This window comes from Pseudomonas sp. KB_15 (assembly GCF_052114525.1).
In the GTDB taxonomy this organism is placed as follows: domain Bacteria; phylum Pseudomonadota; class Gammaproteobacteria; order Pseudomonadales; family Pseudomonadaceae; genus Aquipseudomonas.
The window spans coordinates 24,017-47,884 of the sequence record NZ_JBFREX010000028.1; the positions used below are offsets into that span (position 1 = coordinate 24,017).

Here is a 23,868-nt window from a genome sequence, read left to right on the forward strand (position 1 = left end):
AACACCTAAAACATATAGCTGATCATTAGAGTCATCAGATAGTCTTATCTTGGCAATGGATGGACTTTCGATAAAACTCAAGGACAAATAAAATGATCAGCGAATTCACCAAAACCTTTGAACCGAGTGCGATGGTTACCGAACTCAGCGTATCGATAACCATCGGCAACGATTACTGGGCCGGCACCGACGACAGCATTTACATAAGCATGGGCCATACAGCCAATATGCAATTAATGAAACAGGCCCCGAGTGTCGGATCCAATACCACCATCGAAGTTGACATACTTAGATTGTTTGGAAAATCAGATGTACACATAAGTGAAATAGAGCATGTAGCAATTTATCAAATTCCGACAGATCATCCGTTGGTCAATGATGATTGGGAGCTTGGAGGCGTGACGCTGACCGTCAACGGCATTTTCAGTAATTCATCTTTCAGAAAGGTCCATCAATGGCTCGGGAATCACTCGACACACCTGCATCAGGTCTGGGCCGGACAGATCGAATGGTCTGCATGGACAAACAATGATAAACGTCCTATCGATTTGAATGCTCAAACCTATCCGGTCAGATGGCTGCCCTACATCGCCGACCTCAAATCCTGGCGCACTTACGATCCGTCGAAAATTGATGGTGTTGGCCAACTAATCGGAATGATAGACGGAAAACTGGTTGGTGAGCTATTGAAAACACGAGAAACCGAGGTACTACACCCTAATGCAGACAGTGATAGTTATACCTGGGTATATACACCGGAAGGATCAATCATCTATCGGCGCTGGAAGCATGCAGACACTCAGAATTACATACGACACAGCCAACTGGGCAGCGGCCGCCCGGTTATTTGCGCAGGCGAATTCAAAGTTGAATCCAAGACAAATACCACCCCCATTAAAAATGTGATAGTTCACATCAACGATGCGTCCGGCCATTATAAGCCTGATGGAGGATCTTGCCTGAGATACGTCGCGGAGAAGTTACGCGCATTGGGTATCGATGTGAGTGAAACCCAATGGTGTTGGACAGCGCGTTCTTGAGTATCAGGTATATCAGCCCAAATCGGCCCGCTTTACATCCCCCATGCAAACCGCAGGATCAGTGTAAAAGCGAGGTTGCTGAAGATCTTGCGTTCAGGTGTTTCGCGAGATTTGCCCCGCCTCCGGTACCAGCAGCCATGGGCAGCCAATCGACTCAGCCACTTCACGGGCTTCCTCCGGCGGACGCGGGATATCCTGGTGGTATGACTCACCCAGTCGAACCATGAAATCCTCGCGGCCAAAGGTAATGCGCCCCTCACCAGCCCGTTGATACGCAGCGGCACCCACTTGGCCTGGTCCCACAGGAAACTGCCGGCCAGCAGCACCGCCGGGCCGGTGCCTTGGGGAACATGACTCATGAACGCTGACTACCTCTTCACTACCACAGGTGTTTTCTTTTCGTCCTCGATCAGGTTGTAGCGATAGACTCGACCCGCTTGTTTGTCGAACGCGAAATCATGACCTGGAATCAAGTGGACTTTTTTGGTCGGCTTGCAATCATCTTCGTTCTTCGCCGAACAATCCTTGAAGGAATCGATGACAACTACGCTATTGCCATGGTTTTTCACTTGATAACCATTAGCCGTGTTATCGATTCTGGTATCAAAACGGGTATTGGCCGGGCGAACAAAAAACACCATGCCATAACCGGCCATTACGTTAAAACCGGCAGACATTTCTTTTCCATAAGTTTCACGCTCAGTGTCCGAGACGGCAAACTTGTCTTCTTTTTCAGGAACGACGGGTAAAAAACGAACCCGAAAATACCGCTCTTTACTTCGATCGCCGGTATACAGCAGGCGAGTACCCTGAGTCCCTTTGGCCGGTACGATAAGCCTCGCCGGGCTGGCGACCAGACCGTCCCGGGTACGGCCATCGACACTCTTCAAGGGCACTTCGCGGGATTTTCCATTTTTCTCATAAAAGATCTCCTTGATCTCGATCTTGACGAACGCCGTTGAAGTACCACCGTTATGAATACGTTTCAGATAGGTACTTTGATTGTCCTTCATAAAGTCATAGAAGGTACCAATTTGCAGGCTGGGGCCGGCATGCGCACACAGACTGAAAAAAAATGTGCACAACAACATATAAATGGATTTCATGAGATAAAGCCTCGTACTGGGACAACAGCCTGAGTAAGCCTCAGGCTTTGCTACTGCGATTAGATATCGGAATCAAAAGTTATATTAACGGTTCCTCGATAACTGCTATCGTCGTGCATTGTTGCAACTGAATCTTGCGGCACTTCAAAATGCAGCAGGCTGGGTTGTCGTGTGGGCAATCCTATAGGCTTCAGATGCTCCAGGCCGGCACCGCCTATCGTCAGCGGACGCCGTACTACCGACTGGCCTGCATCGTCCACCCAAGGACTTGGCAGGCTGACACTGATATCGACAGGTACTTCGTGGGTACCGTTGTTTATCAGACAGGTTCCAACTCCCGATTGACTGCAGCTGAGATCCATTTTAAACGGCGAAGACGTCAAGATGAAAAACCGCAAGTCACCCAATATTTTCTCGGGTCGTCTTCCATGGGTGATCCACTCCATCCAGCCGCCCTTGGGTGCCAGGGCAACACTGTCGGCGGACATTTTGACGTTGACGTCCTGCTTTACCGCCAGGTTCAAATTGAATGTCATTGCACCGTCATTGGGGGTCAAGACACCCATATCGAAATCGCCGCTGGTGGAGTAGGTATACGACCCTTGATAGTTACCACTTATCAATTGTTCCGGTCGAACAGCCCGCAACTCATAATGTACATCGAGCCTTTGCATGGTCATGCCGGGAATGTCGAAATCCGGACTCCTTTGGCAAGTAGTGACGTTCTCAGGTATCAACCAGAACGCGGTGAACTCTACTCCATTACCATAAGCACCCTGGGAAGTTTGGTTTACTCTTTGGCAAGGAGCAGTTGCCTCAGCCCACGAGGGATTCCAGAGATAGGCGTGATAGTCAAACGGAGGCCGCCCCGCCGGCATACCGGTTATCTGTTGTGCTGTAGTACCCAGGCGATAACGGGTTCCCGCTCCGGCAATGCGAATTTGAATCTCCGCCGTTTCGCCAGGAATACTCGAATGTGAGACAGTAAATGTGCGCCATGTTGCCGGAAAAGCAAAGGGGATCACCTGATCCTTGGGAATGAGCCCTGACCGGCTAAATTCAATAGGAAAGCTGTTACTTCGAATTCCCTTACTGCTGCAATTACTCGGAAATTCCGTGCAGTACCCGGTGACAGGTGTGTTGTTGACAATCTCCGCGCTTCCCGGATTAATCGAATCCGGCCTGATCTCGGCTTGTACGTCCAATACAGCGGCATTGGCTAAACTTGCAAACCCGCAAAGTGCCGATCCCAGCACCAGACGGTTGATTAACTTGTTCATTTGACTGTCCTGTGTACGCCATGTTCTGACTGCTGTTGTATAAGTGCCCATCAACTGGCTTTCTCAGACTTATAAGCAGCTTCGGCCAAGGTGTCCGGATGACACCGCAGATCCCCTACCATCAGCACATCATTCTCTCGACGCTGGGAGGCTGGATCGAGCCTGAACTGGCATAACAACTGACTGTCGTGCCGCACTTCGAGTGTAGGAGAATTCTCGCTAAGTTCCATGGAAAAGAACCCATCAACTTCGCTGACACCACGACTGGCGTGGTTGATAACGTGATGGCCTTTCAAAGGCTTTCCACCAGCATCCAACAAGCGCCCCATCACGGTCACGGTCTTCAGAATGCGCACCTGGCGATAATCCACCCCTCCCTTGTTCAAGTGATAGGTGGTGCGCGCAGGCTGGATTGCCGCCGCGGGAACATCGGTGCCCTTGAAATCAAAATTCACCGTGCCGTTCTTGTACGCCGAAACGGGAATGAAATTGCGGCCCGGCCGCAACGTGGCATGGGTACCGGCGAAGTCGTCGGCCCGCAGCTCGATATCATCGAGATCGCTTTCGACATCGACGATCATTCCCGCCTCTCCGGTCGAGGCCTGGCTACTCAATACGAGTTTTTTGCCACTGACCGCCAAAGTACTGTCCAGATTCAAACCGCCGCTGATCTGACCGTTGTAGGAGGAACGTTGCGCATGCATCGAACCGCTGACCTGGTCAGTCTTGAAATCAGCCGTGCCCGCCTGACCTGTCCCGAACACGTCTTTACTGACGGTTGCAGAAACACTTTGCAGGACGTGATCCTTGAGGTCGCGACGATAGGTGGCGGACGCGTTGGGATCCCGTCCACCGTCACGCGATGTACGTTGACCGACGCTACCGGTCACCTGGTGACCGTCGGAACCCAGTGCCATGCGCAGGCTGATATCGATCCCGCGGTTTCGCTGGCCGGCAGTGCCAACCGTGCCCGGTCGATCGAACACCGCCACGCGCCAGTCGGCGCTGCTGCCGAACAACTGTGCGTTGCGGGTCCAGCTCAGGTCGATGCCCACGCCTTCGGAGTAGCCCTGGCTATGGGACACTTGCGCGCTGAGCGAACTCTTGCTGTTCAAGCGCTGATTCACCGACAGCGATGTATTGCTGGTTTGTCCGTTGTAGGTGTTGCGATGACGGATGTGTGTCCCGTCCGGCAGCACTTCGTAAGTATTACGGGTGTCCAGCCAGCTGCGTTGATGGCGCAACACCACACTGCCGCCGTTGTAGCGATGCACACCTTGCACCTCCATCCCCGTGCCTTCTCCCTTGGTCTGGGAAAGGCTGGTGTAAACGGAAGTTTTCTCGCCCACCGTCAAGTCGGCAGAGGTGCCCAACTGCATCTGTTCCTTGACCTGACGGGCGGAAAGCCCCAGGACAACTCGCGGGTGCAGCAAGAAGTTAAAGGCTGCGCCTGCCGTCAGTTCACCGTCATCACGCTCCTGCCAATTGCTGAGCAGTTTGCTCTCGCGACCGGCGAACAGGTTGTAGCGCCAGCGATTTTCCGGGTTGCGCCAGTTAGTGGGCTTGTAAATAAGCTCCGAAGTGGTGGTAATCACTTGACCGTCTTCGACCACACGTACTTCCACTTCGTAGATTCCGCCAGGCAGCGGACGTGTATCGAGCGTCTGCAGACCGCTCGCCACCTGCTGACTGTTGATCAGCACACCGTTGCGATAGATTTCCACCATCGCTTGTCGGTTGGCGGTCACCGTAATGGGATAGAGACTGGGGTTGGCGTTGTCGATTGCCAGGCTGTCGGAACTGCCGTACATCAGGCCCATTACCGTGTCGGGACCTCGCCCGATGGTGCGTACAGACCGAGTCAGACCTTGGGCACTGGGCGTGAAATACCCGGCACGGATGAAGGTGCCCTCCAGTTCCCGTTGGGTATGCAACTCATGGACAGCATGCTTGATGCCCGTGTCTATACCTGACATGCGCGACAGTTGAGCATTGAACGTGTTCGTCCAGTTGCCCAGGCTCGCGGATGCCTCCAGGCCATAACGGCCGGCGACATTCTGCTGCTGACCGCCGCTGATGTTCAGTTGATTGCGCACAATCATACCGTGGCTGCCGCCTTCAGGCTGGTCATGAAACAGTCGGGTTTGCGGATCGCGCTCGGCGTTCGCCGTCACCAACGACACCATCGAGTCTTCCAGACTGTAGTGAACCGACTGCAATTGCCGAGGGCAGCCACTTTTACAGGCACCCAATGCCACGCCCTGCGTCAGGAATGCAGCCCACTCATCACGCTCGCTCGAAGTAAGGTCACTGTTGCGTGTATCCGTAAAGTTGATCAGCGTCACTCGCTCATCACGGGTCAACAGGATCATGGCTTCGCCCAGGAACTGTCGATCGACTTCGACTCGAACAGCCAATGGAACATCAAAAAAGAATTCATGAAACTCTGCAGGCAAACCTTCAGCCTGCTGGAGCAAACTTACGGACTTGTTCGCAGGCTTGCTTTCACTGGCAAGCGCACCTGCGCAAATAATAAGCGCAAGCGCTCCTGCGATAGGAGTCATCGAGAACATTGATCAACATCTCAAGTTAGCGCTTGCATATGCAAGAAAGAATGCGGCCGGCTGCGCCGGCCACATAAAGGACGTGCAGATAGTTGGAACTTATCCAACAATCATCAAGGCGCGTCGAACATCACACGAACGTTTCCGGTGTAGTTACCTTCCTTGTAACCGGCGCCAGGTTCGATTGGCGTAATGCTCAGGGGAGCGATGATTTCAGTGGTTGCACCGCCAGCGGGAACAACATCTACTTCGCTGCCCAGAGTCAGCGCAACGCTATTGAACTTGACGTCCAACTGAATTTCTTCTGTGCCAGAGGTCATGACTGCTGGGTCCAGCAGAGTTGCCTTGATGGCAGGACCAGCGGCAACGGCGCTTTTCGCCTTGAAGTCACGGCTGATGCCTTCCAGCTTGGAAGTTGTAGCATTCCAGAGCAATTGTTGAGGCATGGCTACAGTGTCGTGGTTGACTGGCTGCACATAGAAGTCGGTGCTCGGGATATCAGCGACGACTTGAACGGTGTGAGTTTGTGGAGCAGCCATGGCAGCCGAGGAAACAAAAGCCAAAGCAAGCACCGGGGCAGAAATTGCAATTTTCTTGAACATTGGATTCACCTTTAAACATCTGATTAATAGTGCGTGCTTCAGCCAAGCGACAAAAGTCAGGCACCGGGTTATTGATCAACATCAGTAAATATGATGTTGCGTTTCAACGGCGCGCATCTTCTCGTTTTCTGTAGTACCGGTATGCCAGAACTATCCGAACATTCTGTAGGATAAATCCCTGCGACTTAAACACCTTCGCGCGCGAATAATGAAAGGGGCCCGAGTGCCGCTGGCCCGTTGCGCAAGTGTTGTCGGGGGAGTGTTTTGAAGCTCTTCAGGGATGTCGGGAAGCGTTCAGCGAGGAGGCGGGGCGGTAGACCCCGAGGGTGTACCGGGGCTGAAAGAGCTCTTTGATGTGAAAATCAACCGGACGTGCTTACCGGCGCACAAAAAAAGTCCCGATGCACAGGCATCGGGACTTTTTCATGCACGCATGGTCAGCGACACAGGGAACGACTATTTCCTCTGAGGAGGAATACCCAGTACCGGATACTGAATGACCACCCTGTTCGACTTATTACCGGCTTCATCAGAGGCTGTCACTCCAATTTCATATTGTTTCCCCGATTGCAATCCGGTAAAAGTAAACTCCGGCTCCGTTGTAGTTCCCAATTGATTATCGACTCCCAGATCAACTGTATAAGTAACCCTCAGGGAACTGTCGTACGATGGGGTCCACTTCGCTTTCAACTGAACATCTTCGACACGCAAATTCGAAGGGTCTGTGGGTGGGGTAATGTCCTTGAAGCTGACGATTACACAGTGAGGCTCAGAACGATGAAACTCATCATCAATGGTACGTATGCAGTAAAGATGGTCCCTTCCCTGCTGAGGATTTGTATCTGTATAGGGAGGACGTGAAGGTGTCTCGATCAAATCCCCGTCTCTTTCTATTTCATAACGAAGCGGACCTCCATCTACCACTCCTTCATTCCAATAGAAAGACACTTCTGTAAGCGTTTGACCAAATGCTTCGAAAAAACTTGGTGCTTCCGGAATCCCTCTAACTGCCGTACGTGTGTTGATCAAGGCCAGCTTAGTACTCTTCCCATCAGCATTTCTTCCACTAATAAAATAAGAATAGGCGGTATTTGACTTAAGCGATTCGATAGTAAATGTTGTATCGCCCCCTTGATAAATCACTCCCCCAGGATGTCCGCTTGCAGTAGCAAGAAAATATTCCACTACACCTGGGCGACGCTCCCACGACAATTCTATAGTATTTCTTGTCACACCTTCAATTTTCCAGGTAAGAGGTGACTCATCGAAATTTGGCTTATTGAGAACTGGCTGATTCAAAACTGGCTGATTCATTTACCATCTCCAAAAGAAAAATTTTACAACTACAGTGCTTTTTTCATAAAAACACTCCGCGCCTGCATTAACCCATAAAAAAAGCCACCCACACACTAGCAGAACTGCTAGTACACTATAGAAATCACTTCCAGCTCGCGAAAATCTTCCACTTTTCAAAAACTTAACACCCACCTTCCCATTCGCTTCAACAAACCCAATCGCTGCAACACGCATACACTCCCGAACAAAAAAAAACACCACTAACTTAGCAAGCATACATTTGGCCCCTTAACCTACACTCGCAACCAGCCTGCGAAAAAAGCCCACCGAACTGTTATTTCTTACAGGTTCCTACGACGCTGAATCGCGCTATAAAAGAGTCCTGGAGTTACCCACCGCCCTCCGGGGCGCCCCTACCCCGGGAGACCAGCCATGCACACTGCGAGCCCAATCCAGTTCCAACCCAAAACGCTACCCGCCAAGCCCCACAGCTACGCGGATACACCTCATATCCCCCTGAACCTCTCTGCCAAAGAGCAGGAAATCCTGAAGTGGTGTGCCATTGGCAAATCATCATGGGAGATCGGACGGATCCTCAATTGCTCCGAGGCGGGGGTGAATTATCACTTCTGCAATATTCGTCGAAAATTCGGCGTCAGCTCGCGCTGGCTGGCGCTGATCAAAGCGCTGGAAATGGGAATGATCCATTTGGAGGGAGAGACAGAACTTCATCCAGCGGTTGCGCAGCTAACCCGATTAGCGTCGAAAGGTTTGTAGCGCACCAAATTTGCTGCAACCCATCGCGCAGTCCGCCGCTGGTCAGCAGCAAGCGCGGTTCGGCATCGCTGATGATCGACAACAGGCGTTCCTGGTGATGACGTCGCGTCGACCCCGGCGGGTAGGCCGGCACTGCGATCACCCCGGCGTACAGGCAACCGAAGAACGCCGCGACGTAATCCGGGCCGCTGGGGAACAGCAACACGGCGCGGTTATGCGCAAATACCTGACGGGTTTGTTGGCGTGCATGCGCTCGGGAGAGGATTTCGACACGGCCAAGCTTTTCAGCGATAAGCATCTGCTGAAAGCTTGACCGGGAACAGAGTATCTACAGGGTTACGAGGATTGCGCTGTTTCATTCACCAATGAGAACGGAAGACGTCGTGAAATAATTAGGTGTCGGCTGGAGCACCAAGCGCACTGAAGTGAATCAACGTGTCGCAGTTCTCACTTCGCACCGGCACGACGAATTAGTTATTTTTCTCATTTGACAATCATTATCATTGAACCTAGTTTGTCGCTCGATGTATAGGACGGCCCCCAGGTTTCTTCGCCGTCCCGCTAACCTTTTGGCAGCAGGGTGATTTCCATGATGGAACCAGTATCCACAAGCAGGTGCGATACACCGCTACTTCAGGCATTCGTCGACAATCGATTGATTCTGGTGAAGATCGCAGCCCGAATTACCGGTTGCCGTTCACGTGCCGAAGATGTTGTGCAGGACGCATTCTTCCGGCTGCAATCGGCCCCGCCCATCACCGGTTCGATCAAGGCTCAGCTGAGCTACCTGTTCCAGATCGTGCGCAACCTGGCGATCGACCACTACCGCAAGCAGGCGCTGGAGCAGAAGTATTCCGGCCCTGAAGAGGAAGGGCTGAATGTGGTGATCCAGGGTGCGTCACCGGAAACTTCACACATGAATTTCTCGACGCTGGAGCACATTGCCGATGCGTTGACCGAGCTGCCGAGCCGCACCCGCTACGCCTTCGAAATGTATCGCCTGCACGGCGTACCGCAAAAAGACATCGCCAGGGAACTCGGTGTCTCACCGACCCTGGTGAACTTCATGATTCGTGATGCGCTGGTGCACTGCCGCAAGGTGTCGGGCAAGCGGGGTGATGCGGCTGCTCGTCGTTAATATCTGAAAAATCATTGCCCCTATCGCGAGCAAGCTCGCTCCCACAGGATCCTGCGAACACAGGGCAAATGTGGGAGCGAGCCTGCTCGCGATAGCGGACTCGAGATCAAAGAAACACTTGAGCCTTGAACATCAGGCCAGTCTGCAGCGATCAAAAAACCGCTTCCACCCCAACACCATCAAGGCCGCACGCTTGTGCGGGAAGTCGAACTCTTTCTCGCAGTGAAAGCACTGGTTCTGCATGTACCCGATCATCTTCGCGTTATCGGTACGAGGCTCGGCCACCACGCGCTGCGTGCGCGGATCATCAAGAAACAGGTAATGCACCAGCGCCGATAACCAGCTCGCCACCTTGTGCGGACCGCGGTGATTTTCTTCGCCCACCAGCATGTGGATACCGCGCTCGTAATCCCCGGCTTCGTAGAACGGTGCGACGCGATCTTCCCTGCCCTTCAGGGCGACCGAAATGCTCCTCCAGTTGCACGTGCAATTCGGGGCCACGCATCAGCCACAGGGTTAGCAACGGTTGCCCTTCAAGCTGAGACTCAGGCGGCTTTGCGTTTCATCAGCGGCAAGACGACTGCCTGTCGGCAGATACAGGGCAGTCAGGTCATTCAGATTGGGCATGGATCAGGCTCACGATAATCGTCGACAGTTCAACGAGGTGACGTGAGCCACGGCGGGAAACTTAGGAAAAGACCATCACTTGGCAACCTGTGAATCCGGTTCGTTGTGCGGGATCGGCACAATCGCAATCTTGTACGGGTCGAAAATTTTCAGCATCTGGCCGTTGTCCCGCAAGCCTTGCAACAACTTGCCGAAGGCCTCGCCGCTGATGGGCGCGGTCGGACGCAGGATGGCGTAATGGTGATAGACCTGATCGATGCGATCGGACGCCAACAACTCCTTGGCGACATTCGGATTGCGCAAAAAATAGTCGTTCAGGTAAGAGCGCGTCACCAGGGCGATGTCGGCGCGACCGCGTAACACCATCAGCAGATTGCTGTCATGGGAATAGGTCAGCGTGGCGTTGTAGTTTTCCGCGAGGTACTTGGGGTCGGCATTGAAATTGGCGAATTCGTAGTGATAGCCGCTGAACAATGCCAGACGCTTGCCGTTCAGGTCGGCAAAATAGTTTTGCTGTCGATCAGGCAGGCGTTGCGCGACAAAAATCTCGGCGTCCTCCAGCCCCATATCGACGGCCGTGTGGGGGATCTCCTCCCAACCCCAGGCGGGATTTTCGAAGATGGCCATGTCGACCCGGTCCTGCTTGAAGTCACCGAAGCGTCGGGGAATGGAAGTGGGCACCAGGACAAACTGGTAGTCACTTTGCGATGCGTTCAGGGCCTCGACCAGTTGCGGCAGCAACCCGGTATCGGCCCCGGATTCCGGGCGCACGGTGTAGGGCGGAAAGTGCGCGGCACCAATACGCACCAGTTGCGCAGCCTGGGACGGTATCACCGTTGACGCCGCAAGCATCGCCAGCAAAAGCTGCGAGGCTGTCCGAATTGGCAAACCCATCAAAACGCCCCCACTCCCCAATAAAACGGCATCAATGCATTCAAGCTAGGCGGTTTCATCCAATTAGCCAGTTTAATGCTGGCCAATTCAACTTTATTGCTGCTCTTCCAGCACCAATATCAACGCCTCATCGGCCAACTGATCGAGGCTCATGCTGCCGCCGGCGCGAAACCAGGTCGTGGTCCAGGACAATGCGCCGGTCAGGAACCGTCGGGTGATGAACACATCACCGCGGATAAACCCGGCGGACTTGGCTTCGCCAAGTACTTGCAGCCAGATGTCTTCGTAGATGTCCCRCAGCGCCAGAACCCTGGCCTGGCCGTCTTCGGACAGCGAGCGCCATTCGTAGACCAGCACGGCCATGGCCTCGCCGCTGCCGCCCATGATCGACTGCAATTCACAGCGGATCAACGCCAGCACCCGTTCGCGCACATTGCCGGCCTCGGCGATGGCCGCACGCATCAACGCGGTGTTGTAGCGTATGGTTTCTTCCATCACGGCGCGCAGGATTTCGTCCTTGCTTTTGAAGTGATGGAAAATACTCCCCGACTGAATGCCCACAGCGCCGGCCAGATCGCGCACGGTCGTGCGCTCATAGCCTTTATTGCGGAACAGGTGGGCCGCCACTTGCAGCAGCTTGCCACGGGCGCTGTCCGGGTCGGTCAATTGGCCGTCGTCCACCAATTCGCGCATGACCCTCAGGGCTTTTTGCTCGTCCACCCGTTCTCTCCTACAGTCGATCAATCAGTAACGCCGATCCCCCGAAACAGCGGGGTTGCGCGGGCAATTTATGCTCATGGATGCAACCAAGCAAGCGCTTGGGCAGAAGATAATCAACTCATTTACAAACCAAGCGCTTGCTTGGTAATGTCGACGCACTTCGGTTGGAGGTGGCTATGGAATGGACTGCGCCTAAAACAATTCGCATCGGTTGCGCCAGCGCCTTCTGGGGCGATACCTCGACCGCCGCCGCGCAACTCGTGGAACACGGACATCTGGACTATCTGGTCTTTGACTATCTGGCCGAGATCACCCTGTCGATCATGGCCGGTGCGCGGATGAAAGATCCCCAGGCCGGCTATGCGGGCGACTTCATCGAAGTCCTCGCGCCCTTGCTGCCGCAACTCGCGGAGCAAAACATCCGGGTCATCAGCAATGCCGGCGGGGTCAATCCCCAAGCCTGTGCCGCCGCCCTGCAAGCGGCCTGCGACAAGGCCGGGGTGGCGCTGAAGATCGCCGTGCTGCTGGGTGACGATCTGCAACCGCAATTCAAACAGCTGGGCAACCTGGGCATTCATGAAATGTTCAGCGGCGCGCCCCTGCCATCGATGTGCGTCTCGACCAATGCTTACCTCGGTGCACCCGGCATCGTCGAAGCCTTGCGTCTGGGGGCAGACATCGTGATCACCGGGCGCGTGGTCGACAGTGCCGTGGTCAGCGCCGCTCTGGTGCATGAATTCGGCTGGTCGTGGCACGACTACGACAAGCTCGCCCAGGCGGCATTGGCCGGGCACATCATCGAATGCGGCGCCCAGTGCACGGGCGGCAACTTCACTGATTGGCGCGACGTCCCCGACTACGAACACATCGGTTTTCCCATCGTCGAAGTCAGCGCCGACAGCCAGTTCATCGTCAGCAAACCCGAAGGGACCGGCGGGCTGGTCACGCCGCTGACGGTGGGCGAGCAGATGTTGTACGAAATTGGTGACCCGCGCGCGTATCTGTTGCCCGACGTGGTGTGCGATTTCACTCAGGTCAAACTGCTGCAACAAGGCAAGAACGCGGTGCAGGTGCACGGTGCCAAAGGCCTGCCACCGACGGCTCAATACAAGGTCAGCGCCACCTACCCCGATGGTTTTCGCTGCACCGCCAGTTGCCTGATTGCCGGCATCGATGCCGTCGACAAGGCGCGGCGCGTCAGCGCGGCGATCATCAACAAGACCTCGGAAATGTTCAGCCAGCGCGGCTGGGCGCCCTACAGCGACGTGAGTATCGAGTTGCTGGGCAGCGAGGCCACCTACGGCCCCCACGGCCAGCGCCAGGACTGCCGCGAAGTGGTGATCAAACTCGCCGTGCGCCATCCGGACAAGCAGGCCTTGATCGTGTTCTCCCGGGAAATCGCCCAGGCCGCCACCGGCATGGCGCCGGGGCTGACCGGGATTGTCGGTGGGCGGCCGACAGTGTATCCGCTGATCCGGCTGTTCTCGTTCCTCATCGACAAAACCGCCTGCACGCTGGACATTGACTTCATGGGCCAGCGCCACCGGTGTGCCCTGCCCGCCCTCGATGTGCTCGACCCGCTGGACCTGCCAGCCCCACTCGCGCCACCGAAACCGACTGGCCTGGCCGACGCCAGCGTGGCCCTGGTCAAACTGGCGGTCGCCCGCTCTGGCGACAAGGGCAACCACAGCAACATCGGCGTCATGGCCCGCGCGCCCGAATTCCTGCCATGGATCGCCGAGGCCTTGACCCCGGAAGTGATCGTCGACTGGATGGGCCATGTCCTCGATCCAATCCACGGGCGAGTCGAACGCTGGTACTTGCCCGCCAGCCACAGCCTGAATTTCCTGCTGGAAAACGCCCTCGGCGGCGGCGGTGTCGCCAGCCTGCGAATCGATCCGCAAGGCAAGGCCTTCGCCCAGCAACTGCTGGAAATCCAGATTCCGGTGCCGCAGCGCATCGCCGACCAGTTCAACTAGAGGATTGCCGCCATGGCCTACGATTCGATTTTCAAAGCCGATTTGTTTGCCGGCCAAAACATCATTGTCACCGGTGGTGGCAGTGGCATCGGCCGCTGCACCGCCCACGAACTGGCGGCCCTCGGCGCCCATGTGCTGCTGGTCGGGCGCAAGGCCGACAAGCTGAAAACCGTTGCGGCGGAGATCGCCGAAGACGGTGGCAAGGCCGATTGGGCGGTTTGCGACATCCGCGAGGAAGAACCGGTGCAGCACCTGGTCAGCGAATTGATCCGCAAACATGGCCCCATTCATGGCCTGGTCAACAACGCTGGCGGGCAGTACCCGTCGCCCCTGGCATCGATCAATCAGAAGGGGTTCGAAACCGTGATGCGCACCAATCTGGTGGGCGGTTTCCTGATGGCCCGGGAAGTGTTCAACCAGTCCATGAGCAAGCACGGCGGCGCCATCGTCAACATGCTCGCTGACATGTGGGGCGGCATGCCCGGGATGGGCCACTCCGGCGCGGCACGTTCGGGCATGGACAACCTGACCAAGACCGCCGCGTACGAATGGGGTTATGCCGGGGTGCGGGTCAACGCCGTGGCGCCGGGCTGGATTGCCTCCAGCGGCATGGACACCTACGAAGGCGCATTCAAGGCTGCGATTCCGACTTTGCGCGAACACGTGCCGCTCAAGCGCATCGGCACCGAATCGGAAGTCAGCGCGGCGATTGTTTTCCTGCTCAGCCCGGCAGCGGCGTTCGTCAGCGGCAGCACCTTGCGCATCGACGGCGCCGCCAGCCTCGGCGGGCGTGCCTGGCCGATTCACAAGGCGACCAACAGCGAGTCGTACAACGGTTTTCACCGCGCCTACTTGCCAGACGTGTTGAAGAGCAAGGAATAAGCCATGCCGGTGATTCAGTCGCAACTCGACCCCCACAGCGAGCAGTTCGCCCAGAACCGTGCGGCGATGCTGAACGCCATCGAGCAAGTCCGCGCGCTCGAACAGAACCTGCTGAACAAGGCTGCCGAAGCCAAACCCAGGTTTGAAAAACGCGGCCAACTGCTGCCCCGCGAGCGCCTCAATCTGCTGCTGGACCCCGGCGCGCCGTTTCTCGAACTGGCCAGCCTGGCCGGCTATAAGCTGCACGACGACAAGGACGGCAGCTCCGCCGGTGGCGGTTTGATCGCCGGCATTGGTTACGTGTCTGGTGTGCGTGTGCTGGTAGTCGCCAACAACAGCGCAATCAAGGGCGGGACCATTTCACCCGCCGGTTTGAAAAAATCCCTGCGCCTGCAACAGATCGCCATGGAAAACAAACTGCCGGTGATCACCCTCGCCGAAAGCGGCGGCGCCAACCTCAATTACGCGGCAGAGATTTTCGTCGAAGGCGCGCGCAGCTTTGCCAATCAGGCGCGGATGTCGGCCATGGGGTTGCCGCAGGTCACTGTGGTGCACGGTTCGGCCACGGCGGGCGGCGCCTATCAGCCGGGATTGTCGGATTACGTGGTGGTGGTGCGCGGCAAGGCCAAGCTGTTTCTCGCCGGCCCGCCCCTGCTCAAGGCCGCCACCGGCGAGGTCGCGACCGATGAAGAACTGGGCGGCGCCGAGATGCACGCACAAACCGCCGGCACCGCCGAATACCTGGCGGAGAGCGATGCCGACGGCGTGCGTCAGGTGCGCGAGATCGTCAGCCTGTTGCCGTGGAACCAGCAATTGCCTCACCTGCCCGAACGGCATTGGGAGGAGCCGCTCTACCCCATCGACGAATTGCTGGGCCTGATCCCGGATGACCCGAAAAAACCTTACGACGTGCGCGAAATCATCGCCCGTCTCGCCGACGCTTCGAACTTTCTTGAATTCAAGGGCGAGTTCGATCAGCAGACCGTGTGCGGTCACCTGAAAATTCAGGGCCGCGCCTGCGGCTTCATCGGCAACAACGGCCCGATCACGCCAAAAGGTGCGAGCAAGGCCGCGCAGTTCATTCAGCTTTGCGACCAGAGCCGCACGCCGCTGCTGTTTTTCCACAACACCACCGGGTTCATGGTCGGCACCGAATCGGAGCAACAAGGTGTGATCAAACACGGTGCGAAGATGATTCAAGCGGTGGCCAATGCCCGGGTGCCGAAGCTGACCATCGTCGTCGGTGGCTCCTATGGCGCGGGCAACTATGCAATGTGCGGACGCGGCCTCGACCCGCGTTTCATCTTCGCCTGGCCCAACAGCCGCACCGCCGTGATGGGTGGCGCGCAAGCGGGCAAAGTGCTGCGCATCGTCACCGAGGCCAAACAGGTCAAGGACGGACTGGTGCCCGATCCGAAAATGCTCGACATGCTGGAACAGGTCACCGCGCAGAAACTCGACAGCCAGTCCACCGCGCTCTATGGCAGTGCCAATCTGTGGGACGACGGTTTGATCGACCCGCGGGATACAAGGACGCTGCTCGGTTACTTGCTGGATATCTGTCACGAGGCCGAGGTGCGGCCATTGCAAGCCAACAGTTTTGGCGTAGCGCGGCTCTAGGCCGGCTCAAGGAGAACAATAAAAATGATCTTCACCCAGGAACACGAAGCACTGCGCCGCACCGTGCGCCAATTCGTCGAGCACGAGATCAATCCGCACGTCGATGAATGGGAAAAGGCCGGGCGCTTTCCTATCCACGAAATTTTCCGCAAGGCCGGCGACCTTGGCCTGCTGGGGATTTCCAAACCGGAAAAATTCGGTGGCATGGGACTCGACTACAGCTACTCGATCGTTGCCGCCGAGGAGTTCGGCACCATTCATTGCGGCGGCATCCCGATGTCCATCGGCGTGCAGACCGACATGTGCACGCCGGCGCTGGCACGTTTCGGCTCCGATGAATTGCGCGACGAATTCCTGCGCCCGGCCATCAGCGGCGAGCAGGTCGGTTGCATCGGCGTTTCCGAAGTCGGTGCCGGCTCCGACGTCGCCGGATTGAAAACCACCGCGCGCAAGGACGGCGACGATTACGTGATCAACGGCAGCAAGATGTGGATCACCAACTCGCCGAGCGCCGACTTCATCTGCCTGCTGGCCAACACGTCGGACGACAAACCGCACATCAACAAATCGCTGATCATGGTGCCGATGAACACACCGGGCATCAGCTTGAGTTCGCACCTGGACAAGCTCGGCATGCGCAGTTCGGAGACCGCCCAGGTGTTTTTCGACAATGTGCGCGTACCGCAGCGCAACCGCATCGGCCATGAAGGCGCGGGGTTCATGATGCAGATGCTGCAATTCCAGGAGGAACGCCTSTTCGGCGCGGCCAACATGATCAAGGGCCTGGAATATTGCGTCGACAGCACCATCGAGTACTGCAAGGAGCGCAAAACCTTCGGTAACGCGCTGATCGACAACCAGGTGATCCACTTCCGCCTGGCTGAACTGCAAACCGAAATCGAATGCCTGCGGGCGCTGGTCTATCAGGCCACCGAGCAATACGTCAAAGGCCAGGACGTCACGCGCCTGGCCTCCATGGCCAAGCTCAAGGCCGGCCGGCTGGGCCGCGAAGTCAGCGACAGTTGCCTGCAATATTGGGGCGGCATGGGCTTCATGTGGGACAACCCGGTGGCCCGGGCTTACCGCGATGTACGGCTGGTATCGATTGGCGGCGGCGCCGACGAAATCATGCTGGGGATCATCTGCAAACTGATGGGCATTCTGCCGGGGAAAAAGAAATGAGCAGCCTGCCGGTTTGCCAGACCTTGCTCCTGGAACTGCACAACGGCGTGCTGCATATCACCCTCAACCGCCCGGAATGCCGCAATGCGATGAGCTTGCAGATGGTCACCGAGTTGCGTTCGGTGCTGACAGCCGTGCGCGATGACCGAGGGGTTCGCGCTCTGGTGATCGGCGGTGCCGGCGGTCATTTCTGTGCCGGCGGCGACCTCAAGGACATGACCAACGCCCGCGCTCAAGGTGCCAGTGCGCACCGCGACTTGAACCGGCTGTTCGGTGCGCTGCTGCAAGAGGTGCAACACGCCCCGCAAGTGGTGATCACGGTGCTGCAAGGCGCGGTACTTGGCGGTGGTTTCGGCCTGGCCTGTGTCAGCGATATCGCCCTGGCCGATCACCAGGCGCAATTCGGCCTGCCGGAAACCAGCCTCGGCCTGCTGCCGGCGCAGATCGCGCCATTCGTGGTCCAGCGCATCGGCCTGACCGAGGCCCGGCGCCTGGCCCTGACCGCGGCCCGTTTTGATGGTCACCAGGCACGGCGCATGGGGCTGGTGCATTTTGTCGAGCATGATCCGCAGGCCCTGGCCGAGCGTCTCGACGAGGTCCTGGCCCATGTGTTGTGTTGTGCTCCAGAGGCGAATGCGATGACCAAGAAACTTTTGCTGGCGAGTACCGGACAACCATCGGATGCCATGCTGGATCAGGCTGCCGAATGGTTCAGCGAAGCGGTGACCGGGGCAGAAGGCGTCGAGGGAACGATGGCCTTCGTGCAAAAACGCAAACCGGGGTGGGCCTCCTGAAAAGCATCGCTGGCAAGCCAGCTCCCACACTGGAATGCATTTCAAATGTGGGAGCGAGCTTGCTCGCGATGAGGCCCGACCAGACACCGCAAAAACCAGAGAGCCAACCCATGCCCGGACTCAAAAAAATACTCATCGCCAATCGCGGTGAGATCGCCTGCCGAATCCAGCGCACGGCCCAGGCGCTAGGCTATCGCACGGTCGCCGTGTTCAGCGATGCCGACGCCGATGCCCTGCACGTGCAGATGGCCGACGAAGCGGTCAACATCGGCCCGGCCCCGGTGCAACAGTCTTACCTGAACATCCCGGCGATCCTCGAAGCGGCCCGGCGCACGGGTGCGGACGCGATCCATCCGGGCTACGGTTTCCTCTCGGAAAACGCCGGGTTTGCCCTCGCTTGCCGGGACGCCGGCATCGCCTTCATCGGCCCCAGCCCCGAGGCCATCGAACTGATGGGCAGCAAGCGCCTGTCGAAAATCGCCATGATCGAAGCAGGCGTGCCMTGCATCAATGGTTATCAAGGTGTCGAACAGGACGACACCACCCTGAGCCGCGAAGCCGAGCGCATCGGCTATCCGTTGATGATCAAGGCCAGCGCTGGCGGCGGTGGACGCGGTATGCGCCTGGTGCACGACGCCGGCGAATTGCTGGAACAGATTCGCACTGCGCGCTCCGAAGCCCTGAACGGATTTGGCAGCGGCGAACTGATCCTTGAGCAGGCACTTGTCGAACCACGTCACGTCGAGGTTCAGCTGTTCGGCGACCGGCATGGCAACCTGATTTACCTCGGTGAGCGCGATTGTTCAGTGCAGCGCCGGCATCAGAAAGTCATCGAAGAAGCGCCCTGCCCGGTAATGACCCCTGAGTTGCGGCAGGCCATGGGCGAAGCGGCGCTCAAGGCCGGCCGAGCGGTGCAGTACGTTGGCGCGGGTACCGTAGAGTTTTTGCTGGATGCGCGCGGGCAGTTTTACTTCCTGGAGATGAACACTCGGCTGCAAGTGGAACACCCGGTGACCGAACTGATCACCGGGCTGGACCTGGTGGCCTGGCAACTCAACATTGCCGAGGGGCAACCATTGCCGCTGCGCCAGGAGCAGGTGCAACTCAAGGGCCATGCCATGGAAGTGCGCCTGTATGCCGAAGATCCTGCCCGGGGTTTCCTGCCGCAAACCGGGCGCGTCGTGGCCTGGGAACCGGCATTACAGGACGGCGTGCGGATTGACCACGGCCTGATCGAAGGCCAGGTCATCAGTCCCTTCTACGACCCGATGCTCGGCAAGCTCATCGCCCACGGTGCCACCCGCGAAGAAGCCCGGCGCAAATTGCTGCGGGCGGTGCAAGACAGCGTGCTGCTGGGCCTGCAAAGCAATCAACGCCTGCTGGCCAGCTTGCTGGAACACCCGCAGTTCGCCTGCGGTGATTTCAGTACCGGATTCATCCCGCAGCATTTTTCCGAGCATGCCTGCCTGCATCCTCACGTCCCAAACGCGCAACACCTGGCCATCGCAGCCGCCCTGTTCTATCAGGCGCCGGCGCAGGCTCATCCGGCACCGCTGTCTGGTTGGCGCAACAACGCCAGTGTGCCGCTGCACTATCGCATTGGCCTTGACGATCAGGACTGGCCGGTAGCGTTGCAGGCGATCCCGGGCGAGCCGTTGCGCATTCAGGTCGCCGAGCGCAGCCTCGAACTGAAGATCATCCACAGCGACGGACGCTGGGCCACCCTCGAAATCGAAGGCGTTCGCCAACGCCACGCTTACCGCCTGGAGACCGGGCATCTCTGGCTGTTTACCCGTCCGGGCAGTCTGCAGTTCGTGGATCGCACTCAGGCGCAGGTCTGCAGCCAGGCCAGTGTCAGCTCGGGCACCCTCAAGGCACCGATGGACGGGGCGATTATCGACGTCCTGGTCAATGAAGGCAGCCCGGTGACCAAAGGCCAATTACTGGTGGTACTGGAGGCGATGAAAATGGAGCACCCGTTGAAATCGGGCATAGACGGTGTTCTCAAGCGCTTGCAAGTAAAAGTCGGGGATCAGGTGAAAAACCGGCAGATTCTGTTGGAGATCGAATAAGCCGCTAGGCGGAACCGCCGGGTTTGGCTACGCTCAAAGCCTATCAGGACGCGGATACCAGGAACCCTGCAATGCCTCACTGGCTGGTCATTGATCTGGAGGCGACCACCGATGAGGGTGGTTGGCCCGTAACGGATATGGAAATCATTGAAATCGGCGCCACCCTGGTGGACCGCAAAGGACGCGAACTGGACTACTTCCAGCGCTTCGTCCGCCCCTTGCGGCGGCCGTTGCTGACACCGTTTTGCCGCGAACTCACGCACATCACCCAAGCCAACATCGATGCCGCGCAACCGCTGGGCGAAGTCTGGCCGGCGTTTGAACGCTGGCTCGGTCATCACCACACGCGACTTGAAGGCTGGGTCAGCTGGGGCGATTACGATCGCAAACAACTGCTTCAGGAATGGCAGCGGCTGGGGCTCGCCAGTGCGCTGGCCAACGTGCCGCACATGAACCTCAAGCAGCGCTTTGCCAAGGCCCGACGCCTGGAACGTCCGCTGGGGCTCAACGGCGCTCTGCAACTGGCTGGCCTGCAGTTCACCGGCCAGCAACACCGGGCGCTGGAAGATGCGCGCAATACCGCACGACTGCTGCCGCTGGTTCTTCCGCTTTAGACAGGTGACGACTCCCAGGGCCTTGTGCATACTGGCCGGCCCTTTTTAGCCCTTTTCGAGGAATCGCCCATGTTTAAAGTCAACGAGTACTTCGACGGCACCGTCAAGTCGATCGCCTTTGGCACCGCAGAAGGTCCAGCGACCATCGGCGTCATGGCTCCGGGCGAGTACGAATTCGGCACCAGCCAGCGTGAAATCATGCACGTGGTCAGCGGCGCATTGACCGTCAAACTGCCGGACAGCAGCGACTGGGAAACCTTCGCCGCCGGCAGCCAGTTCAACGTGCCGGCCAACAGCAAGTTCCAGCTGAAAGTGGCCGTCGACACCGCTTACCTGTGCGAATACCGCGGCTAAACCTGCGGGGCTTCAGCAAAATAAAGCCAGCGCCAAAAAAAATGCCCGTGTTTTTCGACACGGGCATTTTTTATTCTGTGGAAAATTACTCGAGGATCTCCACCGGCATGCCGACTTCGAGTCGACCGTTGCCATCGTTGACCAGGTTCTGCCCGAACATTGCGCCGTCCTCCTGCGAACGGTATTTCTGCAAGGTTGCCAAGGGTTCGCGGTCGTCGCTGCGCTCCCCGGTTTGCGGGTCAATGGTGGTCAGGATGCAGCGTGAACAGGACTTGACCACGCGGAATTCGACCTCGCCGATACGGATGCGCTTCCAGCCGTCCTCGGCGAACGCTTCACTGCCTTCGATCACCAGGTTTGGCCGGAAACGCAGCATCTCCAACGGACGCCCGACCCGTTGCGACAAGTCCTCGAGGGAGGCCTGGCCAATCAGCAACAGCGGATAGCCATCGGCGAACGCCACCTGATCGTCATCCTTGCCGTAACCGGCCTCCGTCATCCGCGCCCGATCCAGCGGCACTTGCACCAGACGGGTCGGTTTACCAATAAACTCGCTGACCCAGGCCCCTGCTTCATCGCCTGCATCGGGGACTCGCAAGGTATCGCGCCAGATCGTCACGCCACGCAGTTCTGCATCGCTGCCAGGCAAGGCAATATCGATCGACGAATGCCCCGGCGCGCTGAGGGTCAAGCCACCCTCGGCATTCCACAACGCCGACAACTGGCTCATTTGCGCCACTGCGCGCTGGGTCAGGAAGCGCCCGCTGGCCTCATCCACCAGCATCCAGCGGCGATCGCCGTCCAGCCCGAGTTTATCGAGACCGATCTGTTGCAGCGTCTCGCCCTTGGCGGACTTCAACGGATAACGATACAGCGCGCTCAGACGCAACATGGCCAGCTCCCTGGTAGGCAAAAACGCCACCCTATACGAGCTTGATCACCGAATCAAAGAGCAAAACCTGTAGGAGCGAGCTTGCTCGCGATGGTGTATCAGTCACATCAGTGTTGGATGTGCCGACGCCTTCGCGAGCAAGCCCGCTCCCACAKGTTGTGCAGGCCCCGCTTAGGCCGGCACTTCGTCAAGCATCAGGCGCTGGCGCACCACATCGACGAGTTTGTCCGGCTGGAATTTGGAGAGGAAGTTGTCGCAACCGACCTTTTTCACCATCGAGTCGTTGAAGCTGCCGGACAGCGAGGTGTGCAGCACCACGTACAAGCCACGCAGACGCGGATCGTTGCGGATTTCGGTGGTCAGGCGATAACCATCCATTTCCGGCATTTCCGCATCGGTGAAAACCATCAGCAGTTTTTCAGTCATGTTTACGCCGGTATCGGCCCAGGCCTTGAGCATGTTCAAGGCCTTCAACCCGTCGCTGGCGATGTGCATCTTCACGCCCAACTGCCCCAGGGTATCGCGCAACTGCGCCAGGGCCACGTTCGAGTCGTCCACCAGCAGCACTTCACGGCCACGGGCGCGTTCCAGCACCGGATCTTCGAGCTTGTCGCGGGAGACCTTGGCGTTGTACGGGACGATTTCGGCCAGGACTTTTTCGACGTCGATGATTTCCACCAGTTGATCATCGACCTTGCTGATGGCCGTCAGGTAGTGCTGGCGGCCGGCACTGCTCGGGGGTGGCAGGATGGCTTCCCAGTTCATGTTGACGATCCGGTCCACGCCACCGACCAGGAAGGCCTGCACCGAACGGTTGTATTCGGTGACGATGATCGTGCTGCCAGGCCCCGGCACCAATGGGCGCATGCCAATGGCCTGGGACAGGTCGATCACCGGCAGGGTCTGGCCACGCAGGTTGACCACGCCGCACACAAAAGGATGGCGCTGCGGCATCAGCGTCAACTTTGGCAGCTGCAAGACTTCCTGTACTTTAAAGACGTTGATCGCGAACAATTGCCGTCCCGCGAGCCGGAACATGAGAATTTCCAGGCGATTCTCACCCACCAGTTGCGTGCGTTGGTCTACCGTGTCGAGAATGCCGGCCATCAATGACTCCTGGTCTTGTTCGGATGATTTCACTTAAAGAAGGTTATCGGCTGTTTTTGCCGAAGCTTGACCCTCTCTAAAATGCCACGCACGGCCATTGATGTCACATTAACATCATGCTTTACTGACGCTGTGATTACATCTGCTGCACTTCTGCGCCAGCGCGACCCCTGTTCGCGCGAAAAGTTCCGCTGCATAAGGGATTCCCCTATCAACAATCAGGCGCAACCTGATATTCGCCATATCCAATAGCCATTAATGTGACGCCATTCTCATTGCATGAACGGAGTCAGGCTTTTGTGTGCGATCGCAGGTCAGTGGCCAACCA

General features: G+C 57.4%; 21 protein-coding genes and 3 pseudogenes. 12 read left to right on the top strand and 12 right to left on the bottom strand.

Annotated elements, in window-relative coordinates:
- Window positions 1-92: 92 nt before the first annotated feature.
- Window positions 93-1,040, top strand: a complete 948-nt coding sequence (locus AB4Z35_RS20375) for a hypothetical protein (RefSeq protein ID WP_442099005.1) — start codon at window positions 93-95, stop codon at window positions 1,038-1,040.
- Between the two features lie 32 nt (window positions 1,041-1,072).
- On the opposite strand, the gene AB4Z35_RS20380 is transcribed toward AB4Z35_RS20375, so the two are convergent.
- The 6 genes from AB4Z35_RS20380 to AB4Z35_RS20405 form a co-directional block, all read right to left on the bottom strand.
- Entirely contained in the window at window positions 1,073-1,399 is a 327-nt protein-coding gene (locus AB4Z35_RS20380; RefSeq protein ID WP_442099007.1) for a hypothetical protein, read from the bottom strand.
- Between the two features lie 9 nt (window positions 1,400-1,408).
- Entirely contained in the window at window positions 1,409-2,146 is a 738-nt protein-coding gene (locus AB4Z35_RS20385; protein ID WP_442099008.1) for a molecular chaperone, read from the bottom strand.
- A gap of 59 nt (window positions 2,147-2,205) precedes the next feature.
- Window positions 2,206-3,426 carry a hypothetical protein gene (locus AB4Z35_RS20390; protein ID WP_442099009.1) on the bottom strand — a complete coding sequence of 407 codons (1,221 nt, stop codon included), beginning with the start codon at window positions 3,424-3,426 and terminating at the stop codon, window positions 2,206-2,208.
- A gap of 50 nt (window positions 3,427-3,476) precedes the next feature.
- A complete protein-coding gene (locus tag AB4Z35_RS20395) occupies window positions 3,477-5,999 on the bottom strand; it encodes a TcfC E-set like domain-containing protein (protein ID WP_442099011.1) in 2,523 nt (840 codons plus the stop codon).
- 104 nt (window positions 6,000-6,103) lie between these two features.
- Window positions 6,104-6,592 carry a CS1 type fimbrial major subunit gene (locus AB4Z35_RS20400; protein ID WP_442099012.1) on the bottom strand — a complete coding sequence of 163 codons (489 nt, stop codon included), beginning with the start codon at window positions 6,590-6,592 and terminating at the stop codon, window positions 6,104-6,106.
- A gap of 456 nt (window positions 6,593-7,048) precedes the next feature.
- A complete protein-coding gene (locus tag AB4Z35_RS20405; protein ID WP_442099013.1) occupies window positions 7,049-7,906 on the bottom strand; it encodes a fibronectin type III domain-containing protein in 858 nt (285 codons plus the stop codon).
- Window positions 7,907-8,320: 414 nt separating this feature from the next.
- On the opposite strand from AB4Z35_RS20405, the gene AB4Z35_RS20410 reads away from it, so the two are divergent.
- Window positions 8,321-8,665, top strand: coding sequence for a helix-turn-helix domain-containing protein (locus tag AB4Z35_RS20410; protein ID WP_442099015.1), 345 nt, complete (start codon window positions 8,321-8,323; stop codon window positions 8,663-8,665).
- Window positions 8,666-8,672: 7 nt separating this feature from the next.
- Here the strand turns inward: AB4Z35_RS20410 and AB4Z35_RS20415 are convergent.
- A pseudogene (locus AB4Z35_RS20415) lies at window positions 8,673-8,879 on the bottom strand (AMP-binding protein); the annotation flags it as partial.
- On the opposite strand from AB4Z35_RS20415, the pseudogene AB4Z35_RS20420 reads away from it, so the two are divergent.
- Both AB4Z35_RS20420 and AB4Z35_RS20425 read left to right on the top strand, forming a co-directional pair.
- A pseudogene (locus AB4Z35_RS20420) lies at window positions 8,874-8,978 on the top strand (IS110 family transposase); the annotation flags it as partial. The pseudogenes AB4Z35_RS20415 and AB4Z35_RS20420 sit on opposite strands and share 6 nt — an antisense overlap.
- Before the next feature lie 276 nt (window positions 8,979-9,254).
- Window positions 9,255-9,803 (top strand): RNA polymerase factor sigma-70, encoded by a 549-nt coding sequence (locus AB4Z35_RS20425; RefSeq protein ID WP_442099017.1) that lies wholly within the window; start codon window positions 9,255-9,257, stop codon window positions 9,801-9,803.
- Between the two features lie 132 nt (window positions 9,804-9,935).
- Here the strand turns inward: AB4Z35_RS20425 and AB4Z35_RS20430 are convergent.
- The 3 genes and pseudogenes from AB4Z35_RS20430 to AB4Z35_RS20440 all read right to left on the bottom strand — a co-directional run.
- Window positions 9,936-10,250 (bottom strand): annotated as a pseudogene (locus tag AB4Z35_RS20430) (GNAT family N-acetyltransferase); the annotation flags it as partial.
- Between the two features lie 255 nt (window positions 10,251-10,505).
- Window positions 10,506-11,324, bottom strand: coding sequence for a substrate-binding periplasmic protein (locus AB4Z35_RS20435; RefSeq protein WP_442099018.1), 819 nt, complete (start codon window positions 11,322-11,324; stop codon window positions 10,506-10,508).
- A gap of 93 nt (window positions 11,325-11,417) precedes the next feature.
- The gene (locus AB4Z35_RS20440; protein WP_442099020.1) at window positions 11,418-12,044 is read right to left on the bottom strand and encodes a TetR/AcrR family transcriptional regulator; all 627 of its coding nucleotides are present in this window, start codon (window positions 12,042-12,044) and stop codon (window positions 11,418-11,420) included.
- A gap of 176 nt (window positions 12,045-12,220) precedes the next feature.
- On the opposite strand from AB4Z35_RS20440, the gene AB4Z35_RS20445 reads away from it, so the two are divergent.
- The 8 genes from AB4Z35_RS20445 (at window position 12,221) to ppnP (ending at window position 21,541) form a co-directional block, all read left to right on the top strand.
- Window positions 12,221-14,023 carry an acyclic terpene utilization AtuA family protein gene (locus tag AB4Z35_RS20445; protein WP_442099022.1) on the top strand — a complete coding sequence of 601 codons (1,803 nt, stop codon included), beginning with the start codon at window positions 12,221-12,223 and terminating at the stop codon, window positions 14,021-14,023.
- 12 nt (window positions 14,024-14,035) lie between these two features.
- On the top strand, window positions 14,036-14,905 hold the full coding sequence (locus AB4Z35_RS20450) for an SDR family oxidoreductase (RefSeq protein ID WP_442099024.1): 870 nt from the start codon (window positions 14,036-14,038) through the stop codon (window positions 14,903-14,905).
- A 3-nt stretch (window positions 14,906-14,908) separates the two neighbouring features.
- A complete protein-coding gene (gene atuC / locus AB4Z35_RS20455) occupies window positions 14,909-16,525 on the top strand; it encodes a geranyl-CoA carboxylase subunit beta (protein ID WP_442099025.1) in 1,617 nt (538 codons plus the stop codon).
- 24 nt (window positions 16,526-16,549) lie between these two features.
- Window positions 16,550-17,707 (top strand): citronellyl-CoA dehydrogenase, encoded by a 1,158-nt coding sequence (gene atuD / locus AB4Z35_RS20460; protein WP_442099026.1) that lies wholly within the window; start codon window positions 16,550-16,552, stop codon window positions 17,705-17,707.
- Complete coding sequence (locus AB4Z35_RS20465; RefSeq protein ID WP_442099027.1) at window positions 17,704-18,501, top strand: enoyl-CoA hydratase/isomerase family protein; 798 nt, start codon at window positions 17,704-17,706, stop codon at window positions 18,499-18,501. Before atuD ends, AB4Z35_RS20465 begins: the two co-directional genes overlap by 4 nt.
- 110 nt (window positions 18,502-18,611) lie before the next feature.
- Window positions 18,612-20,573, top strand: coding sequence for an acetyl/propionyl/methylcrotonyl-CoA carboxylase subunit alpha (locus AB4Z35_RS20470; protein WP_442099028.1), 1,962 nt, complete (start codon window positions 18,612-18,614; stop codon window positions 20,571-20,573).
- Between the two features lie 71 nt (window positions 20,574-20,644).
- A complete protein-coding gene (locus AB4Z35_RS20475; protein ID WP_442099030.1) occupies window positions 20,645-21,187 on the top strand; it encodes an exonuclease domain-containing protein in 543 nt (180 codons plus the stop codon).
- Between the two features lie 69 nt (window positions 21,188-21,256).
- Window positions 21,257-21,541: a pyrimidine/purine nucleoside phosphorylase gene (ppnP, locus tag AB4Z35_RS20480; RefSeq protein WP_007940055.1), complete on the top strand. Its 285-nt coding sequence runs from the start codon at window positions 21,257-21,259 to the stop codon at window positions 21,539-21,541.
- A gap of 85 nt (window positions 21,542-21,626) precedes the next feature.
- Here ppnP and AB4Z35_RS20485 read toward each other — a convergent pair whose 3' ends face one another.
- Together AB4Z35_RS20485 and AB4Z35_RS20490 are read right to left on the bottom strand one after the other, a co-directional pair.
- Window positions 21,627-22,433, bottom strand: coding sequence for an MOSC domain-containing protein (locus AB4Z35_RS20485; RefSeq protein WP_442099032.1), 807 nt, complete (start codon window positions 22,431-22,433; stop codon window positions 21,627-21,629).
- 171 nt (window positions 22,434-22,604) lie between these two features.
- Window positions 22,605-23,540 (bottom strand): chemotaxis protein CheV, encoded by a 936-nt coding sequence (locus tag AB4Z35_RS20490; protein ID WP_442099034.1) that lies wholly within the window; start codon window positions 23,538-23,540, stop codon window positions 22,605-22,607.
- Window positions 23,541-23,868 lie beyond the last annotated feature (328 nt).

What these genes read in the sequence shown, in the direction of transcription:
- AB4Z35_RS20375 (WP_442099005.1), top strand. Translation starts at nt 93, where the DNA reads ATGATCAGCGAATTCACCAAAACCTTTGAACCGAGTGCGATGGTTACC.
- AB4Z35_RS20380 (WP_442099007.1), bottom strand. Translation starts at nt 1,399, where the DNA reads ATGAGTCATGTTCCCCAAGGCACCGGCCCGGCGGTGCTGCTGGCCGGC.
- AB4Z35_RS20385 (WP_442099008.1), bottom strand. Translation starts at nt 2,146, where the DNA reads ATGAAATCCATTTATATGTTGTTGTGCACATTTTTTTTCAGTCTGTGT.
- AB4Z35_RS20390 (WP_442099009.1), bottom strand. Translation starts at nt 3,426, where the DNA reads ATGAACAAGTTAATCAACCGTCTGGTGCTGGGATCGGCACTTTGCGGG.
- AB4Z35_RS20395 (WP_442099011.1), bottom strand. Translation starts at nt 5,999, where the DNA reads ATGTTCTCGATGACTCCTATCGCAGGAGCGCTTGCGCTTATTATTTGC.
- AB4Z35_RS20400 (WP_442099012.1), bottom strand. Translation starts at nt 6,592, where the DNA reads ATGTTCAAGAAAATTGCAATTTCTGCCCCGGTGCTTGCTTTGGCTTTT.
- AB4Z35_RS20405 (WP_442099013.1), bottom strand. Translation starts at nt 7,906, where the DNA reads ATGAATCAGCCAGTTTTGAATCAGCCAGTTCTCAATAAGCCAAATTTC.
- AB4Z35_RS20410 (WP_442099015.1), top strand. Translation starts at nt 8,321, where the DNA reads ATGCACACTGCGAGCCCAATCCAGTTCCAACCCAAAACGCTACCCGCC.
- AB4Z35_RS20425 (WP_442099017.1), top strand. Translation starts at nt 9,255, where the DNA reads ATGATGGAACCAGTATCCACAAGCAGGTGCGATACACCGCTACTTCAG.
- AB4Z35_RS20435 (WP_442099018.1), bottom strand. Translation starts at nt 11,324, where the DNA reads ATGGGTTTGCCAATTCGGACAGCCTCGCAGCTTTTGCTGGCGATGCTT.
- AB4Z35_RS20445 (WP_442099022.1), top strand. Translation starts at nt 12,221, where the DNA reads ATGGAATGGACTGCGCCTAAAACAATTCGCATCGGTTGCGCCAGCGCC.
- AB4Z35_RS20450 (WP_442099024.1), top strand. Translation starts at nt 14,036, where the DNA reads ATGGCCTACGATTCGATTTTCAAAGCCGATTTGTTTGCCGGCCAAAAC.
- atuC (WP_442099025.1), top strand. Translation starts at nt 14,909, where the DNA reads ATGCCGGTGATTCAGTCGCAACTCGACCCCCACAGCGAGCAGTTCGCC.
- AB4Z35_RS20465 (WP_442099027.1), top strand. Translation starts at nt 17,704, where the DNA reads ATGAGCAGCCTGCCGGTTTGCCAGACCTTGCTCCTGGAACTGCACAAC.
- AB4Z35_RS20475 (WP_442099030.1), top strand. Translation starts at nt 20,645, where the DNA reads ATGCCTCACTGGCTGGTCATTGATCTGGAGGCGACCACCGATGAGGGT.
- ppnP (WP_007940055.1), top strand. Translation starts at nt 21,257, where the DNA reads ATGTTTAAAGTCAACGAGTACTTCGACGGCACCGTCAAGTCGATCGCC.
- AB4Z35_RS20485 (WP_442099032.1), bottom strand. Translation starts at nt 22,433, where the DNA reads ATGTTGCGTCTGAGCGCGCTGTATCGTTATCCGTTGAAGTCCGCCAAG.
- AB4Z35_RS20490 (WP_442099034.1), bottom strand. Translation starts at nt 23,540, where the DNA reads ATGGCCGGCATTCTCGACACGGTAGACCAACGCACGCAACTGGTGGGT.